13 protein-coding genes are annotated in these 13,901 nt (G+C 73.3%); 5 read left to right on the top strand and 8 right to left on the bottom strand.

Annotated elements, in window-relative coordinates; genetic code table 11:
* Window positions 1-1,632, bottom strand: a complete 1,632-nt coding sequence (locus NDW01_RS04105; RefSeq protein ID WP_252816697.1) for an alpha-amylase family protein — start codon at window positions 1,630-1,632, stop codon at window positions 1-3.
* A gap of 317 nt (window positions 1,633-1,949) precedes the next feature.
* Between NDW01_RS04105 and NDW01_RS04100 the strand changes: the two genes are divergently transcribed.
* Window positions 1,950-2,978 (top strand): mechanosensitive ion channel family protein, encoded by a 1,029-nt coding sequence (locus tag NDW01_RS04100; RefSeq protein ID WP_252816695.1) that lies wholly within the window; start codon window positions 1,950-1,952, stop codon window positions 2,976-2,978.
* Window positions 2,979-3,079: 101 nt separating this feature from the next.
* On the opposite strand, the gene NDW01_RS04095 is transcribed toward NDW01_RS04100, so the two are convergent.
* Window positions 3,080-3,493: a MarR family winged helix-turn-helix transcriptional regulator gene (locus NDW01_RS04095; protein ID WP_252816693.1), complete on the bottom strand. Its 414-nt coding sequence runs from the start codon at window positions 3,491-3,493 to the stop codon at window positions 3,080-3,082.
* A 106-nt stretch (window positions 3,494-3,599) separates the two neighbouring features.
* Here NDW01_RS04095 and NDW01_RS04090 point away from each other — a divergent pair, with 106 nt between their 5' ends.
* The 4 genes from NDW01_RS04090 (at window position 3,600) to NDW01_RS04075 (ending at window position 6,741) form a co-directional block, all read left to right on the top strand.
* Entirely contained in the window at window positions 3,600-4,094 is a 495-nt protein-coding gene (locus NDW01_RS04090) for a universal stress protein (RefSeq protein ID WP_252816691.1), read from the top strand.
* Between the two features lie 155 nt (window positions 4,095-4,249).
* A complete protein-coding gene (locus NDW01_RS04085) occupies window positions 4,250-5,248 on the top strand; it encodes an alpha/beta hydrolase (protein WP_252816689.1) in 999 nt (332 codons plus the stop codon).
* A 126-nt stretch (window positions 5,249-5,374) separates the two neighbouring features.
* Window positions 5,375-6,397 carry an SDR family oxidoreductase gene (locus tag NDW01_RS04080; protein WP_252816687.1) on the top strand — a complete coding sequence of 341 codons (1,023 nt, stop codon included), beginning with the start codon at window positions 5,375-5,377 and terminating at the stop codon, window positions 6,395-6,397.
* The gene (locus NDW01_RS04075; RefSeq protein ID WP_252816685.1) at window positions 6,394-6,741 is read left to right on the top strand and encodes a hypothetical protein; all 348 of its coding nucleotides are present in this window, start codon (window positions 6,394-6,396) and stop codon (window positions 6,739-6,741) included. Before NDW01_RS04080 ends, NDW01_RS04075 begins: the two co-directional genes overlap by 4 nt.
* Window positions 6,742-6,776: 35 nt before the next feature.
* Here the strand turns inward: NDW01_RS04075 and hpnH are convergent, their stop codons facing one another.
* The 6 genes from hpnH to hpnD form a co-directional block, all read right to left on the bottom strand.
* Entirely contained in the window at window positions 6,777-7,781 is a 1,005-nt protein-coding gene (gene hpnH, locus NDW01_RS04070; protein ID WP_252816683.1) for an adenosyl-hopene transferase HpnH, read from the bottom strand.
* A gap of 64 nt (window positions 7,782-7,845) precedes the next feature.
* Window positions 7,846-8,436, bottom strand: coding sequence for a phosphorylase family protein (locus NDW01_RS04065; RefSeq protein WP_252816681.1), 591 nt, complete (start codon window positions 8,434-8,436; stop codon window positions 7,846-7,848).
* Window positions 8,433-10,586: a squalene--hopene cyclase gene (gene shc, locus NDW01_RS04060; RefSeq protein ID WP_252816680.1), complete on the bottom strand. Its 2,154-nt coding sequence runs from the start codon at window positions 10,584-10,586 to the stop codon at window positions 8,433-8,435. The genes NDW01_RS04065 and shc overlap by 4 nt, the downstream gene beginning before the upstream one ends.
* Window positions 10,586-11,599, bottom strand: coding sequence for a polyprenyl synthetase family protein (locus NDW01_RS04055; protein WP_252783656.1), 1,014 nt, complete (start codon window positions 11,597-11,599; stop codon window positions 10,586-10,588). Before NDW01_RS04055 ends, shc begins: the two co-directional genes overlap by 1 nt.
* Window positions 11,596-13,047, bottom strand: coding sequence for a hydroxysqualene dehydroxylase HpnE (hpnE, locus tag NDW01_RS04050; protein ID WP_252816678.1), 1,452 nt, complete (start codon window positions 13,045-13,047; stop codon window positions 11,596-11,598). The genes NDW01_RS04055 and hpnE overlap by 4 nt, the downstream gene beginning before the upstream one ends.
* Entirely contained in the window at window positions 13,044-13,901 is an 858-nt protein-coding gene (gene hpnD / locus NDW01_RS04045) for a presqualene diphosphate synthase HpnD (protein ID WP_252783658.1), read from the bottom strand. Before hpnD ends, hpnE begins: the two co-directional genes overlap by 4 nt.

Genomic DNA, 13,901 nt, shown 5'->3' with positions numbered 1-13,901 from the left:
TCAGATGATGGCGGTGGTCGCCTCGTCGTCGATGAGGCGGAGCCAGCGGTAGCCGTAGCCGGCCAGCTCGATCTCCCGGCCGAGCTCGTTCGCCGGCGCGTCACCGAAGATCTGGCGGACCTGCTCCACGCCGGTCAGGTCCAGGTCGTCGGGCAGCTTGACGCGCACCGGGTCGGCGGAGACGTTGTGCAGGGTCACGACGCGGCCGTCCCGCCACCGGTACGCGAGGCCGAGCACGCGCGTGTCGCCGACGTCCAGGATCTCCCACTCTCCCCAGCCGAACTCGGGGCACTCGCGGCGGACGCGGATCGCGCGGCTCGTCCACGAGCAGAGGGAGTCGGGGTCCTGGCGCTGGCCGATGACGTTCACCTCGCGGAAGCCGTACTCGCCGTCGGCGAGGACCGGGCGGTAGACCTCCTTCGCCCGCGAGAAGCCGCCGTTGGGGCGGGCGGACCACTGCATGGGGGTACGGACGGCGAGCCGGCCGCGCAGGGACAGGTCCTCCCCCATGCCGATCTCGTCGCCGTACAGGATGACCGGCGTGCCGGGCAGCGCGAGGGTGAGCGCGAGGACGAGGCGGATCCGGCGGGGGTCGTTACCGAGCATGGGCGCGAGCCGCCGCCGGATGCCGCGCCCGTACACGCGGTGGGTCTCCTCGGGGGCGAAGGCGGCGAAGACCTCGTCGCGTTCGGACTCGCTGAGCAGGCCGAGGTTCAGCTCGTCGTGGTGGCGGCAGAAGTTGGCGAACTGGCCGCCGACCGGATGCGGCGGCCGGTTCCGCAGCGCCTCGGCGAGCGGTGTCGCGTCGCCGCGGGCGTGCGACAGCCACTGGGCCGCGCAGCCGCGGAAGTCGAACAGCATCTGCACGCCCTCGCCGCCGTCGAGGCCGAAGTAGCGCTGCTGTTCCTCCGGGGAGACGTTCGCCTCGCCGAGGAAGATGGCGTCGCCGCGCCGCCGTTCGAGGAACTCGACCATCGACCGCAGGAAGGTGACCGGGTTGTCCCGGCAGTCGGTGCCGACCGTCTCGATCATGAACGGCAGCGAGTCGACCCGGAAGCCGGAGATGCCCAGCTCCAGCCAGAAGCCGAGGATCTTGTTCATCTCATCGCGGACCTCGGGCTTGGTGATGTCCAGGTCCGGCATAAAGTCGTAGTACCGGTGCATGTACCACTGGCCTCTGGCCTCGTCGTAGGACCAGGTGCCGTCCTGCTCGCCGGGGAAGGCGACCTCGCTGGGCTCCTTGCGGGGGTGGTCGCTCCAGACGTAGTAGTCGGGCCGGTCCCGGAACCAGCGGTGCTCGTTGCTCGTGTGGTTCAGCACGAGGTCGACCAGCACCCGGATGCCGAGGTCGTCGGCGGTGCGGAGCATCTCCACGAAGTCGCCGAGACTGCCGAACCGCTGGTCGACCGCGTAGTAGTCGGTGATGTCGTACCCGTCGTCGCGCAGCGGCGAGGGGTAGAAGGGCATCAGCCACAGGCAGTTGACGCCGAGGCCGCTGAGGTAGTCCAGCCGTCTGGTCAGGCCGGACAGGTCGCCGACGCCGTCGTCGTCGGTGTCCAGCCAGGTCGCCACGTCCACGCAGTACACGACCGCGTTCTTCCACCACAGGTCACTGGTCGCCTTGTCCGTCATGGGCGGCTCTTTACCCTGCTTTACCCGCAGTGCACGTGACCACGAAACGGGCCTGGTCCGCAGGCCCGTCCGCATCGTGGAACCCCACCAGGTCAACCGGCCAGTAACGATCTTGGCCGCACTCGGCCAACCGGCAGGTGAGCACGGAGATGAGCGGCGCGTGATCACCCATGTGCGACATTCCGGTGAAAAGCCGTCTACCAGGCTTTTCACCGGAAACCGCCTCATAGCACCGCATGACGGTGGCGAGCTGGCTACGCTCGCTGATTCGCGGCCCCCGGCCGGCTCAATCCCGACGAAAGTGGAGGAACTCGAACGTGCACTGGCAGCGACTCGTGGTGGCCGTGGCCGTGACCGTCGCCGCGGCGGGAACGGGAATCGGCCTGCGCGCGCTCCTCGCCCGGCTCGCGCACCGCGCGGGCAACACCCGGTGGGCCTGGGACGACCTGTTCGTCAGGCTGCTGCGCGACCTCGCGGTGGTGCCGTGCACCGTCCTCGGCCTGTGGATCTCGGTGCTGACACTGCACCTCAAGCCGGGCATCCGGACGATGACGGGCCGCACCCTCGTGGCGGTCCTCATCCTGACCATCTCGATCGCGATCGCCCGCTTCGCCGCAGGGGTCGTCTCCTCGATCGCGCTGGCCCGGTCGGGCGTCGCGCAGTCCGCGACGATCTTCGTCAACATCGTCCGGGTCGTGGTCGTCGGGATCGGCGCGCTCATCCTCCTGCAGAGCCTCGGCGTCTCGATCACCCCGTTGCTGACCGCCCTCGGCGTGGGCGGCCTGGCGGTCGCGCTGGCGCTGCAGGACACACTGGCCAACCTGTTCGCCGGAGTGCACATCCTGGCGTCGAGGAAGGTGCAGCCGGGCGACTTCGTACGGCTGGACAGCGGCCAGGAGGGCTACATCGTCGACATCAACTGGCGGAACACCACCATCCGCCAGCTCCCCGACAACCTGGTGGTCGTGCCGAACTCCCGCTTCGCCGACGCCATCGTGACGAACTTCCACCGGCCGGCGCAGGACATGTCGATCTCCGTCAAGGTCGTCATCGGTTACCACAGCGACCTGGATCACGTGGAGAAGGTGACCCTCGACGTGGCCCAGGAGGTGATGGCCACCGTCGACGGCGGCGTCAGCGATTACGAGCCCTCGGTCCGGTTCAACACGCTGGGCGAGACGAGCGTCGGCTTCTCGGTCAACCTCCGTACCCGGGAGTTCACCGACCAGTACGTCGTGGTCCACGAGTTCATCAAGCGGCTGCATCGGAGGTTCCGCGACGAGGGGATCGACCTTCCGTTCCCCCAGGGCGGCATCCTCCTCGCGAGCGCGGCCCAGCCCCGCTGACGGCGTCGGCCGGCCGGTTCCGACCAGCCACTCGGTTCGGACGACCCGGCCGGCTGGAGCCCGCCCGGTTCGGACGAGCCTGCCGGTTCGGGTGAGCCGGTTCAGACGAGCCGGTCGGTGATGGCGGACAGGCGGCGGACGAGGGACACGGCGTGGTCGCGTTCGCCGGCCGACAGGTCCGCCCAGAGCTCGGCGAACCGGCCGACGATCTCCTGCCTCTTCTCCTCGAGCACGGCCCGGCCCGCGGCGGTCAGCGCGACGCACCTGCTCCGCCCGTCGCTGGCGTGCGGCGTACGTTCGACCATTCCCCGGCGCTCCAGCGCGGCCAGGGCGCGGGTCACGGTGGGCTGAGCCAGCCCCGCCCGCTCCGCCACCGCCGAGATCCCGCGGTCCCCCGCGACGTCGATCGCCCCCAGGACGACCAGCTGCGGCACCGAGATGGCGTCCCCCTGGACCATGTTGGCCGCGCCGCCCGTACGCCGGGCCGCGCGGAGGAGGTCCAGCACCGCATCCACGAAGGCTTCGAAAAGGTCGGCCTTTTCGTCACTTCCGGTCGTTACAGGACCCCGGTCCGTCATGTATATAGCGTACTATGGAGTCTGAGTGAGGAGACGGGCCACCATGGACGAGTCATTCATTTCCAGCCCCGACGGCGCCGAGCGGGACGCGCGGCACAGACCGCTGTACGTCGTGGGCGTGGACGGATCCGACTCCGGCCGGGCCGCGCTGTGCCAGGCGGCCGACGAGGCGGGCCAGGCCGACGCGCGGATCCTGTGTGTGCACGTGCGCTGCCAGCCGAGCATCGGCGAGATGGCCGCGCTCGTCGCCCCCGGCGCCGCGCTGGCCAGCCGGGACTGCCGGGACCTCATCGAGATGCAGGCCTGGCTGGACTGCGTTCAGATCCTGGATCCGCTCCCCTGTCCGTGGGAGTTCCAGGTCGTCATGGGCCGTCCCGACAAGATCCTGCGTGAGGTCACGATGACCCGGCACGGCGACGCGCTGTTCGTCGGGCAGTCGCCGCGCACCGGCCGATGGGCCCGGCTGTTCCACCGCTGTCCGGCGCGCCGGCTCGCCCGGGCACGGGAGTACTCCGTCCACCTCGCGATCACGCCGTGACGGACCGTCCGCACGGCTGCATGGAGGGGCCGTTTTAGTCCTCCCGTGCCAATCGCCGCTCCGTTTTCGTGCCGGACACGCGCAGCGAACGGGCCGCGGTTTCCGCAAGGGTGATGACTCCTCGTCGCGCGAGCACGGAAAGCGGGAGTCGGCGCATGGTCGGTGGCGGATTCACGCGGGGCCTCACCGGAGTCCTCCTGGCGGTCACCGCCTCGGTGGGCGTCCTGTCCGGTACGGCGGACGGCGCCGTGCAGCGGGTCGCCGCCGGCGACGGCGCGAAGATCACCGCCGAGCACTGGATCGACGCGCGCACCGTCGACCTGACCGTCCGCTCCCCGGCGCTGGGCGCCTCGGTGCCGGTCCGCGTCCTGGTGCCGCGCACGTGGAAGCGGGCCACCAAGGTGTCCTGGCCCGTCGTGTACGCCTACCACGGCGGCCGGGACACGTACGTCTCGTGGACCCGCAGCACCGACATCGCGAAGGTCTCCGCGTCGTACGGCGTCATGGTCGTGATGCCCGACACCGGATGGGCGGGCTGGTTCACCGACTGGTGGAACGGCGGCCGGCGCGGCACCCCGAAGTGGGAGACCTTCCACACGAAGGAGCTGCTCCAGCTGATGGAGCGGAACTACCACGCCGGCACGCGCCGCGCCACGATGGGCGTCTCCTCCAGCGGGTACGGCGCGGTCAAGTACGCCGCGCGGCACCCGGGGATGTTCGAGTACGCCGTCTCGCTCAGCGGCGTCCTCCACCTCACCCAGACCGGCGTGCCCGCGCTCGTGATGTTCGAGGCGAGCGAGAAGTACGACCCGTTCCGCATCTGGGGGATCCCGGGCATCGACGACAGGAACTGGAAGGCCAACGACCCGTACGAGCTCGCGTCGAAGCTCAAGGGCACCGGGCTCTACCTCGCCAGCGGCCTCACCGGGCTGCCCGGCAAGAACGACCCGGCGGGCGGCGAGGCGGTCGAGCTGCAGGAGGTCGTCTGCGGAGCGACGACCACCGCGATGGTCGACCGGCTCCACAAGCTGCACATCCCGGTCACCGCGCACATCTACCAGAAGGGCTACCACGACTGGTCGACGTGGCAGCCGGAGATGCACACCGCCTGGCCGCTGATGATGAAGGCGATCAAGGCGAAGAAGCTCGCCTGAGCGGTCGCCCCCTCAGGACCTCGTCGTCCCGTTAACCCGCGAGGCTCGCGGGTAGGGGCGGAGCGTTGCCATGCCGGGCCGGTGGGCGGGCCGGCGGCTTCTCGAACGCTCGTGAGGGGTGATGGGATGACGGACCGCAACAGCAGACCTCGCGTCGTCGTGGTGACCGGCGCGAGCGGGGGCATCGGACGCGCGGCGGCGCGGGAGTTCGGCGCGCGCGGCGACAAGGTGGCCCTGCTGGCACGGGGCGAGACCGGGCTGCGAGCCGCGGCGGAGGAGATCCGCGACGCCGGCGGGCAGGCGCTGCCGATCCCCACCGACGTCGCCGACTGGGAGCAGGTACGCGACGCCGCCGACCGCGTCGAGGAGGAGCTCGGGCCGATCGACGTCTGGGTGAACGTCGCGTTCAGCTCGGTGTTCGCCGAGTTCAAGGACATCGACCCGGCGGAGTTCAAGCGCACCACCGAGGTGACCTACCTGGGGTTCGTGTACGGGACGAAGGCGGCGCTCGACCGCATGCTGCCGCGCGACCACGGCGTCATCGTGCAGACCGGGTCGGCGCTGGCCAAGCGAGGGATCCCCCTGCAGTCGGCGTACTGCGGGGCCAAGCACGCGATCCAGGGTTTCCACGAGTCGCTGCGGACCGAGCTGCTGCACCGGAAGAGCAACGTCCACGCGACGATCGTGCACATGCCGGCGGTCAACACCCCGCAGTTCGACTGGGTGGAGAGCAAGCTGCCCAAGCACGCGCAGCCGGTCCCGCCCATCTACCAGCCGGAGGTCGCCGCGCGGGCGCTCGTGTACGCCGCCGACCATCCGAAGCGCCGGGAGTACTGGGTGGGCGGCAGCACGGTGGCGACACTGCTGGCCAACCGGATCGCCCCGAGCCTGCTCGACCGCTACCTCGCGCGGACCGGGTACAAGTCGCAGCAGACCGACCGGCCCCGCGACCCGCACCAGCCGGCGAACCTCTGGAAGCCCGCCGACGGCCCCGACGGGCGCGACTTCGGCGCGCACGGCAGCTTCGACGACAAGGCGCACCCGCGCAGCGTCCAGACCTGGGCGGCGGAGCACCGCGGCCTGCTGGCCGCCGGCGCCGGGGCGGCGCTGGGCCTGACCGGCGTCGGGCTCCTGCGGAACGGACGATGACGGCGCCGATGAGGGCGCAGCCGCTCGCGCGGCTGACCTGGGGCACGCTCCTGATCACGGCACCGGGCACGGTGCTGGAGACGATCACCGGCCGGCCCACCACGGCCTCACAGCGCTGGGTGCTGCGCGTGCTCGGCGGCCGGCACGCCCTGCAGGCCGGGATCGACCTCGCCATGCCGACCCCGACGGTACTGCGGCTCGGCGCCGCGGTGGACCTGCTCCACGCGGCGACCTGCGCGGGGGCCGTGGCGTTCCTGCCGCTGTGGCGGCGCCCGGCCGCCGTGGACGGCGTCGGCGCACTCGTCCTCGCGACCGGCGCGCTCGTGCACGCGCGAACCCGGTGACCGCGCAGACCAGGTGACCGCGCAGACCAGGTGGGTCAGCCGCTGCGTACGGCGCGCAGAGTCTCCTTCAGCGAGGACAGGGTGGCGAACACGGCCGTGGGCTCGTAGCCGCAGTGCGCCATGCAGTTGGCGCAGCGGGGATCGCGCCCGCGGCCGTAGGAGTCCCAGTCGGTCTCCTCGACCAGCTCCCGGTAGGTGCGCGCGTATCCGTCGGCCATCAGGTAGCAGGGCCGCTGCCACCCGAACAGCGAGTAGGACGGGATCGCCCAGGCCGTGCACGGGAAGTCGACCCGGCCTTCGAGGAAGTCGAGGAACAGCGGTGAGTGGTTGAACCGCCAGCGCCGCCGGTTGCCCCCGGCGAACGCCTTGCGGAACAGCCTCGTCGTCTCCTCGACGCCCAGGAAGTGCTCCTGGTCGGGCGCCTTCTCGTAGGCGTACGCCGGGGAGATCATCATCTGGTCGACGGCCAGGTCGTCATTCAGGTAGTTCAACACGTCGATGACCGTCTGCGGGCTGTCGGTGCTGAAGAACGTCGTGTTCGTGGTGACCCGGAACCCGCGGCGCCGGCACTCCTGGACGGCGGCCACCGCCTTGTCGAACACGCCCTCCCTGCACACCGAGGCGTCGTGGCGTTCGCGCAGCCCGTCGAGGTGCACGGTCCAGGCGAAGTACGGCGACGGCTCGAACTGGTCGATCTTCCTGGGGATGAGCAGCGCGTTGGTGCAGAGGAAGACGTACTTCTTGCGGGCGACGAGCTCACGGACCATCCGGCCGATCTGCGGGTGCATGAGCGGTTCGCCGCCCGCGATCGACACCATCGGCGCGCCGCACTCCTCGACGGCGGCCACCGCCTGTTCGACGGGCATGCGCCGGCGCAGCACGTCGGCGGGGTGCTGGATCTTGCCGCAGCCCGCGCAGGCGAGGTTGCACGCGAACAGCGGCTCCAGCTCCACGAGCAGCGGGAACCTCCGGACGCGCCGCAGTTTGCGGCCCAGGATGTACGCGCCGATGCGCAGGCTCTGACGGACCGGCATGCTCATGCGTCCTCCTCCGTCGGGGAAGTGACCCGAGGCACGGTGCTCACGGCTCGCGCGCTCCGCTCGCTCATGACATCGCCTCCGCCGTGGTCCCCGCCCAGGCGACCAGGACCGGGGTGACGCGGCGCAGCCGGCTCCGGGCGGTCCGGACGCGGCGGACGGTACCGGGCCGCAGCAGCGGCATGGCCGGGGTGTCGACGATGACGCGCACGGCGACGAAGGGCCTTCCGATGGCGACCTCGGCGAGCGGCCCGGTCTCCATGTCGACGGCGCGGACGCCGGCCGCCGCGAGGCGCAGCCGCTCCCCGCCCGTGACGAGGCGCGGCGAGGTGAACAGCGGTCCCGTGCGCGGGTCCAGGCCGGCGAGCGTCAGCCGTTCGGCGATCGGACGGACCGACGCGCACCGGATGACCCGTTCGCCGAACCGCACCTCCGTCGCCACGAGCACGTCACCGGGGCGCAGCCCGAGGTCGAGCGCGCCGCCGAACCCGGTGACCGCGAGCGCGGCGTGCTCGGGCAGCCGGGCGGCCGCGCGGGCGGCGCGCCGCGGTCCGAGGCCGGTCCGTACGACGCGGACGTCGCGCGCGGACGACGGCAGCCCGCGGCGCACGGCCCGCCGCTCGACGCGCAGCGCGGTGCAGATCACCAGCCCGCTCACGTGCCCTCCGCGAAGCCGCCCGCGGCACCGTCCACGGAACCACCCGCGGCATTGCCCACGGAGCCACCCGCGACATTGCCCACGGAGCCACCCGCGAGACCGCCCACGGAGCCACCTGTGGAGCCGTCTGCGAGAGCGTCCACGGAGCCACCTGTAGGGCCGCCCGCGGAGCTACCCGCGGCACCGGCAGTGGGCCCCTCCACGAGACCGTCTGTGGAGGCGTCCGCACGCAGGTAGCGGCCGAGGGCGCTGATCGGGAAGACGAGCCGGTACAGGTGGTAGTTGATGTAGAAGTCGCCGGGGAAGCCGGTCCCGGTGAAGTAGGGCTCGTCCCAGGTGCCGTCCGCGCGCTGGGCGCCGACGAGCCACGCCACGCCCCGTTCGACGGCCGCCGAGCGCTCCCCCGCCGCCAGGAGCCCGATGAGCGCCCATGCGGTCTGGGACGGGGTGGAGTGGCCGCGCCCGATCCAGGCCGGGTCGCGGTACGACCGCAGGTCCTCGCCCCAGCCGCCGTCGTCGTTCTGGTGCCGTTCGAGCCAGGCGACGGCCCGCCGGACGCACGGCCGCTGCGGGCGCACGCCGGCCGCGACCAGGGCGGGCAGCACCGCCCCGGTGCCGTAGACATGGTTGGCGCCCCAGCGGCCGAACCAGGAGCCGTCCGGCTCCTGGGCCTCCAGGAGCCAGACGACGGCCCGGCGCAGCACGTCCCCGTACTCCGCCGGGCGCTCGTGCGCCAGCGCCTCGACGACGTGCGCGGTCACGTCGGCGGACGGCGGGTCGATCACGGCGCCGAAGTCGCAGAACGGCAGCCGCAGGCACAGCTCACGGGTGTTGTCGGCGTCGAACGCGGCGAACCCTCCGTCGCGGGACGCCATCCCGGCCATCCAGCGCAGTCCCCGGTCGATCGCGGGCCGTACGCCCGGAAGCGCGACGCGGCGCAGCGCGAGGATCACCTCGGCGGTGTCGTCGGTGTCCGGATAGCCGTCGTTGTCGAACTCGAACGCCCAGCCGCCCGGCGGCAGCGACGGCCGCCGTACGGCCCAGTCGCCGGGGCCCTTGACCTCCTCGTCGAGCAGCCATTGACCGGCCCGCACGAGCGCGGGGTGGTCGCCGGGCACGTCCGCGTCGCGCAGGGCGTTGACGGCGAGCGCGGTGTCCCACACCGGTGACTGGCACGCCTCCAGGCGGCGGCCCCGCTCGTCGCGGATCGTGAACCGGTCCAGCCCGGCCAGGCCCCGGCGCATGACGGGATGGTCCACGTCGTAGCCGGACAGGTGGAGGGCGATGAGCGAGTACACCCACGGCGGCTGGATGCCGCCCCAGGAGCCGTCCGGCTCCTGCCGGGCGACGATCCACTCGACGGCGCGGCGCAGGGCCGCGCGCCGCAGGCCGGGCACGGGTCGCCGTTCGTAGCGGTGCAGCGCACGGTCGAGGGCGCCGAAGAACCCCTCCCAGCCGAGGCGCGGCCGGCGGCGCGGCCTGCGGCCGGTGCGCAGCTCGTCCAGGTCGAACGGCAGCGGGCGGACCGGGCGCCGCGCGCTCACGATGGTCAGCGGCACCACCGTCTGCCGGGCCCAGCACGCCCAGTCATAGACGTTGAGCGGGAACCACGGCGGCAGGAACACCAGCTCGGGCGGCATGACCGGCAGGTCCGTCCACGGCCACTGCCCGAACAGCGCCAGCCAGATGCGGGTGAAGACGCGGCTGGCCTCGATCCCGCCGTGCCGACGCGCGAAGGCGGCGGCGGCCCGCATGTGCGCGGCGTCGGCCGGATCTCCGGCCAGCCGCAGCGCCGCGTACGCCTCGATGGTGGTGGACAGGTCGCCGGGGCCCTCGTGGAAGTTGGCCCACGAGCCGTCCGCGCGCTGCTCGGAGCGGATCCAGCGGGCGGCCTCGGCGGTGTCGTCGGCGTCGCGGACGCCGAGGAACTCCCGCAGCAGCAGGTCCTCGGCGTCCATCGTGACGTTCGTCTGCAGCTCGGCCTTCCACCAGCCCTCCTCGGCCTGCAGGCCGAGGAGGTGGTCGCAGGCCGCCTTGAGAGCCACGTCGGCCTTGAGAGCCACGTCGGCCTTGGGTGCCACGTCGGCCTTGAGAGCCACGTCCGCCGTGAGAGCGACGCCGGCGCCGGTCGTACGGGTGTCTGTGTCCACTAGTGGTCCCGGGATGCGATGAAACGGATGATCTCCCCGAACTCCTCGCGGACGCCCCGGGGCAGGTCCAGGGCGGCGAGCTGGCGCTCGGCCGCGTCGAGCCGGTGCTCGGCCTCCGCCTCGGCCCACGCGCGCCCGCCGGCCTCCTCGACGAGCCGGGCGGCCTCGGCGAGTTCGGCCTCCGAGAGCGGGTCCGGCTGGGCGAGGAGCTTGGCCAGGCGCTCACCGGCGGTCGTCCCGCTCGTGATGGCGGCGACGACCGGCAGGCTCTTCTTGCGCGCCCGCAGGTCGGCCAGGACCGGCTTGCCGGTGACCTCCGGCGCGCCCCAGATGCCGAGCAGGTCGTCGGCGAGCTGGAAGGCCAGGCCCGCCTGCGCGCCGAAGGCCGCCAGCGCCGCGACGAGGTGCGCGGGCCCCTCGGCGACCATCGCCCCGATCGAGCAGGAGCAGGCCAGCAGCGAGCCGGTCTTGTCCGCCGACATCCGGCGGCACTCCTCCAGGCTCACGTCGGGCCGCCCCTCGAACTCCAGGTCGGACGCCTGCCCGGCGATGAGGCGCTGGGTGGCGGCGGCCAGCCCCCGCGCCGCCCACACCCCGCCGCGCGTGCCCTGTTCGAGGAGGAGCTCCCCGGCCAGGACCAGCAGCGCGTCGCCGGCGAGCATGGCGGCCGACCGGCCGAACACGGTCCAGGCGGAGGGCCGGTGCCGGCGGACGCGGTCCCCGTCCATGATGTCGTCGTGCAGCAGCGAGAACGCGTGCACGAGCTCCACCGCGGCGGCGGCCGGCAGGCACGACCCGACGTCCGCGCCCGCCGCGCGGGCCGACAGGATCGCCAGCGCGGGCCGCAGCGCCTTGCCGCCCGGTGTGGCGGGCCGGCCGTACGGATCGCTCCAGCCGAGGTGGTACCCGGCGACCCGGGCGGTCAGCGGGTCGAGCCGCGCGACGGCGTCGCGGAGCACCGGTTCGACGAGCGAGCGGGCGCCGGAGACCGACGGCGGGGCGATCGCCGTCATGAGGCGCTTCCCGTCAGGCGGCTCCGGACCAGACGGGCGGCGGTGAGTCCGCTGCGCACGGCTCCCTCCATCGTGTCGGGCCAGCCCGTGTCGGTCCACGAGCCGGCGAGGTACAGCCCGGGCCACCGTGTGTCGGGCCCGGGCCGGAGTGCGCCGCTGCCGGGCGCCTGGCGGAAGGTCGCGCGGCGTTCCCGGGTGACGAAGAAGTCCCGCAGCCCGGCGTGGCGGGCCGCGGGGAACAGCTGCTCCATCGCCGGGACGAACTCGGCGCGGAGCTTGGCGGCCGGCTCGTCGATCCAGCGGTCCGCCGCCGACACCGAGACGGCGAGGTACTGGCCGGTACGGGCGCCGGAGGGGCGGGTCCGGTCGAAGATCCACTGCACGGGCGAGTCGACGACGGCCGCGAACGGCAGGTCGGTGACCGGCCGGTCGTAGTGAAGGTGGACGTTCACGATCGGGCTCTCGCCGAGGCCGGCCCAGCGCTGCCGGTCCGGGGCGGCGTCCCACGGCACGAGGTGCGCGGCCTGCCGGTGCGGGGTCGCGACGATGACGGCCGCCGCGTCGATCCGCTCGCCGTCCACCACGACCACCGGCCCGGGCTCGATCGCGGTGACCTTGGCAGCCGGCCGTACGCGGCCGCCCCGCTTCTCGATCGCCGCCGTCGCGGCGGTGCCGTGCAGGTCGCCGAGGGGCACGACGGGCACGCCGATGTCGGCGGCGTCCGCCCGGCCCAGCAGCGCGGTGCGGAAGACCATCGCGGCCGGCCCCAGGGCCGCCTCCTCCACGCCGATGTTCAGGGCGGCGACGGCGAACAGCTCCCACAGCGCCCGCCGTGCCGTGTCCCGCTGCCCGTGGGCGGCCAGCCAGTCCCCCAGGGCGATCCCGTCGAGCTCGGGGCCGGCGGGGTCGAGGCGGCGCAGGGCGAGCGCGCAGCGTACGGCCCGCATCCGGTCGGCCGGCCGCAGCAGCGAGTAGGCCGCCAGGGCCGGCATCAGGTGCAGCGGCCCCGGCAGTGTCGCGCGCCGGAGCCGGCCGGGCCGGCCGGCGGGCGTGAGCACCCGCAGGTCGAACCGGTCCTGGAGGCGGACCCGGTCGGTCCCGCCGAGCCGGTCGAGCAGGCCGCGGTAGGCCGTGCAGCAGCGCAGGAAGACGTGCTGGCCGTTGTCCACGACGAGCCCGTCCCGCTCGAAGGAGTGGGTGGCGCCGCCCAGCCGGGGACGCGCCTCGTACAGCGTGACCGGGAGACCGGCCTCGCCGAGCGCGAGCGCGGCGGTGATGCCCGCCAGTCCGCCGCCGACGACGGCGACCGGAGCCATCGCGGCGTGACGGCCCGGCGGATCCACCGGCCGCCGGGCGCTCGACGGCGCCGGCCGGCCGGCGCGGCCCGCCACGGGCCGCCCGCCGGGGCCCGGCGCGCCGGGCCGCCCGTCCAGCACCGACGGATTCACCGGCCCGCCCCGACCAGGGCGCGGGCGGCGACCATGGCCTTCTCCCACGTCGGCAGCGCCGAGCGGGCGGCCAGGGCGGCGGTCGGATCGGTGGCGATCCGTTCGAGCAGCGACTGGTAGATGCCGGCCATCGCCGCCGTGCAGGCCGCGCTGCGCCGGTCCAGCAGGGGCAGCAGCCGCAGGCCGCGCAGGTACCAGCCGCGGGCCCGGTCGGCCTCGAACCGGATCAGCGCCGCGAGCCGGTCCGGCGGGTCGGTGAAGGCGCCGTCGCAGTCGAGGTCGAGCGTGCAGCCGAAGCGGTCCAGGTCCTCGGCCGGGATGTAGATCCGCCCGATCAGGCGGTCCTCCCGTACGTCCCGGAGGATGTTGGTGAGCTGCAGGGCGATGCCGAGGGAGTCGGCCAGCGGCGTGGCGGCCTCGACGTCGTCGGCGCCGAAGACGCCGAGCGAGAGGCGGCCCACCGATCCGGCGACGCTGCGGCAGTACGTGACGACGTCCTCGGCGCGGGCGTACGTCGTGCCGCGCACGTCGGACGCGCACCCGTCGATGAGTTCGTTGAACGCCGCCAGGGGGATGGGCAGGCGGCGCGCGGCGTCCCGGAGGGCGACGAGCACCGGGTCGCCGGGGTCGGGCGTGCGGCGGTGCAGGGCGGCGCGCTCCTCCTCCAGGCGAGCCAGCCGCCGGTGGGCGGGCCCGTCACCGTCCCCGATGTCGTCGATCCGGCGGGCGAAGGCGTACACGGCGCTGAGCGCGCGGCGCTTCGGCCCCGGCAGCAGCCGGATGCCGTAGGAGAAGTTCCGCGCCTGCGTGCGGACGATCTGCTCACAGCTTCGATAGGCGTCGGATACGCTCAC

This window comes from Actinoallomurus soli, assembly GCF_024055715.1.
GTDB lineage: Bacteria > Actinomycetota > Actinomycetes > Streptosporangiales > Streptosporangiaceae > Actinoallomurus > Actinoallomurus soli.
Note: the sequence above shows the minus strand (reverse complement) of the source record. Positions and strands in the feature narration are given on the sequence as shown.

Bases quoted from the DNA above. Each gene is read 5' to 3' on its own strand.
- NDW01_RS04105 (WP_252816697.1), bottom strand. From the start codon at position 1,632: ATGACGGACAAGGCGACCAGTGACCTGTGGTGGAAGAACGCGGTCGTG.
- NDW01_RS04090 (WP_252816691.1), top strand. From the start codon at position 3,600: ATGGACGAGTCATTCATTTCCAGCCCCGACGGCGCCGAGCGGGACGCG.
- NDW01_RS04085 (WP_252816689.1), top strand. From the start codon at position 4,250: ATGGTCGGTGGCGGATTCACGCGGGGCCTCACCGGAGTCCTCCTGGCG.
- NDW01_RS04080 (WP_252816687.1), top strand. From the start codon at position 5,375: ATGACGGACCGCAACAGCAGACCTCGCGTCGTCGTGGTGACCGGCGCG.
- NDW01_RS04075 (WP_252816685.1), top strand. From the start codon at position 6,394: ATGACGGCGCCGATGAGGGCGCAGCCGCTCGCGCGGCTGACCTGGGGC.
- hpnH (WP_252816683.1), bottom strand. From the start codon at position 7,781: ATGAGCATGCCGGTCCGTCAGAGCCTGCGCATCGGCGCGTACATCCTG.
- NDW01_RS04055 (WP_252783656.1), bottom strand. From the start codon at position 11,599: ATGACGGCGATCGCCCCGCCGTCGGTCTCCGGCGCCCGCTCGCTCGTC.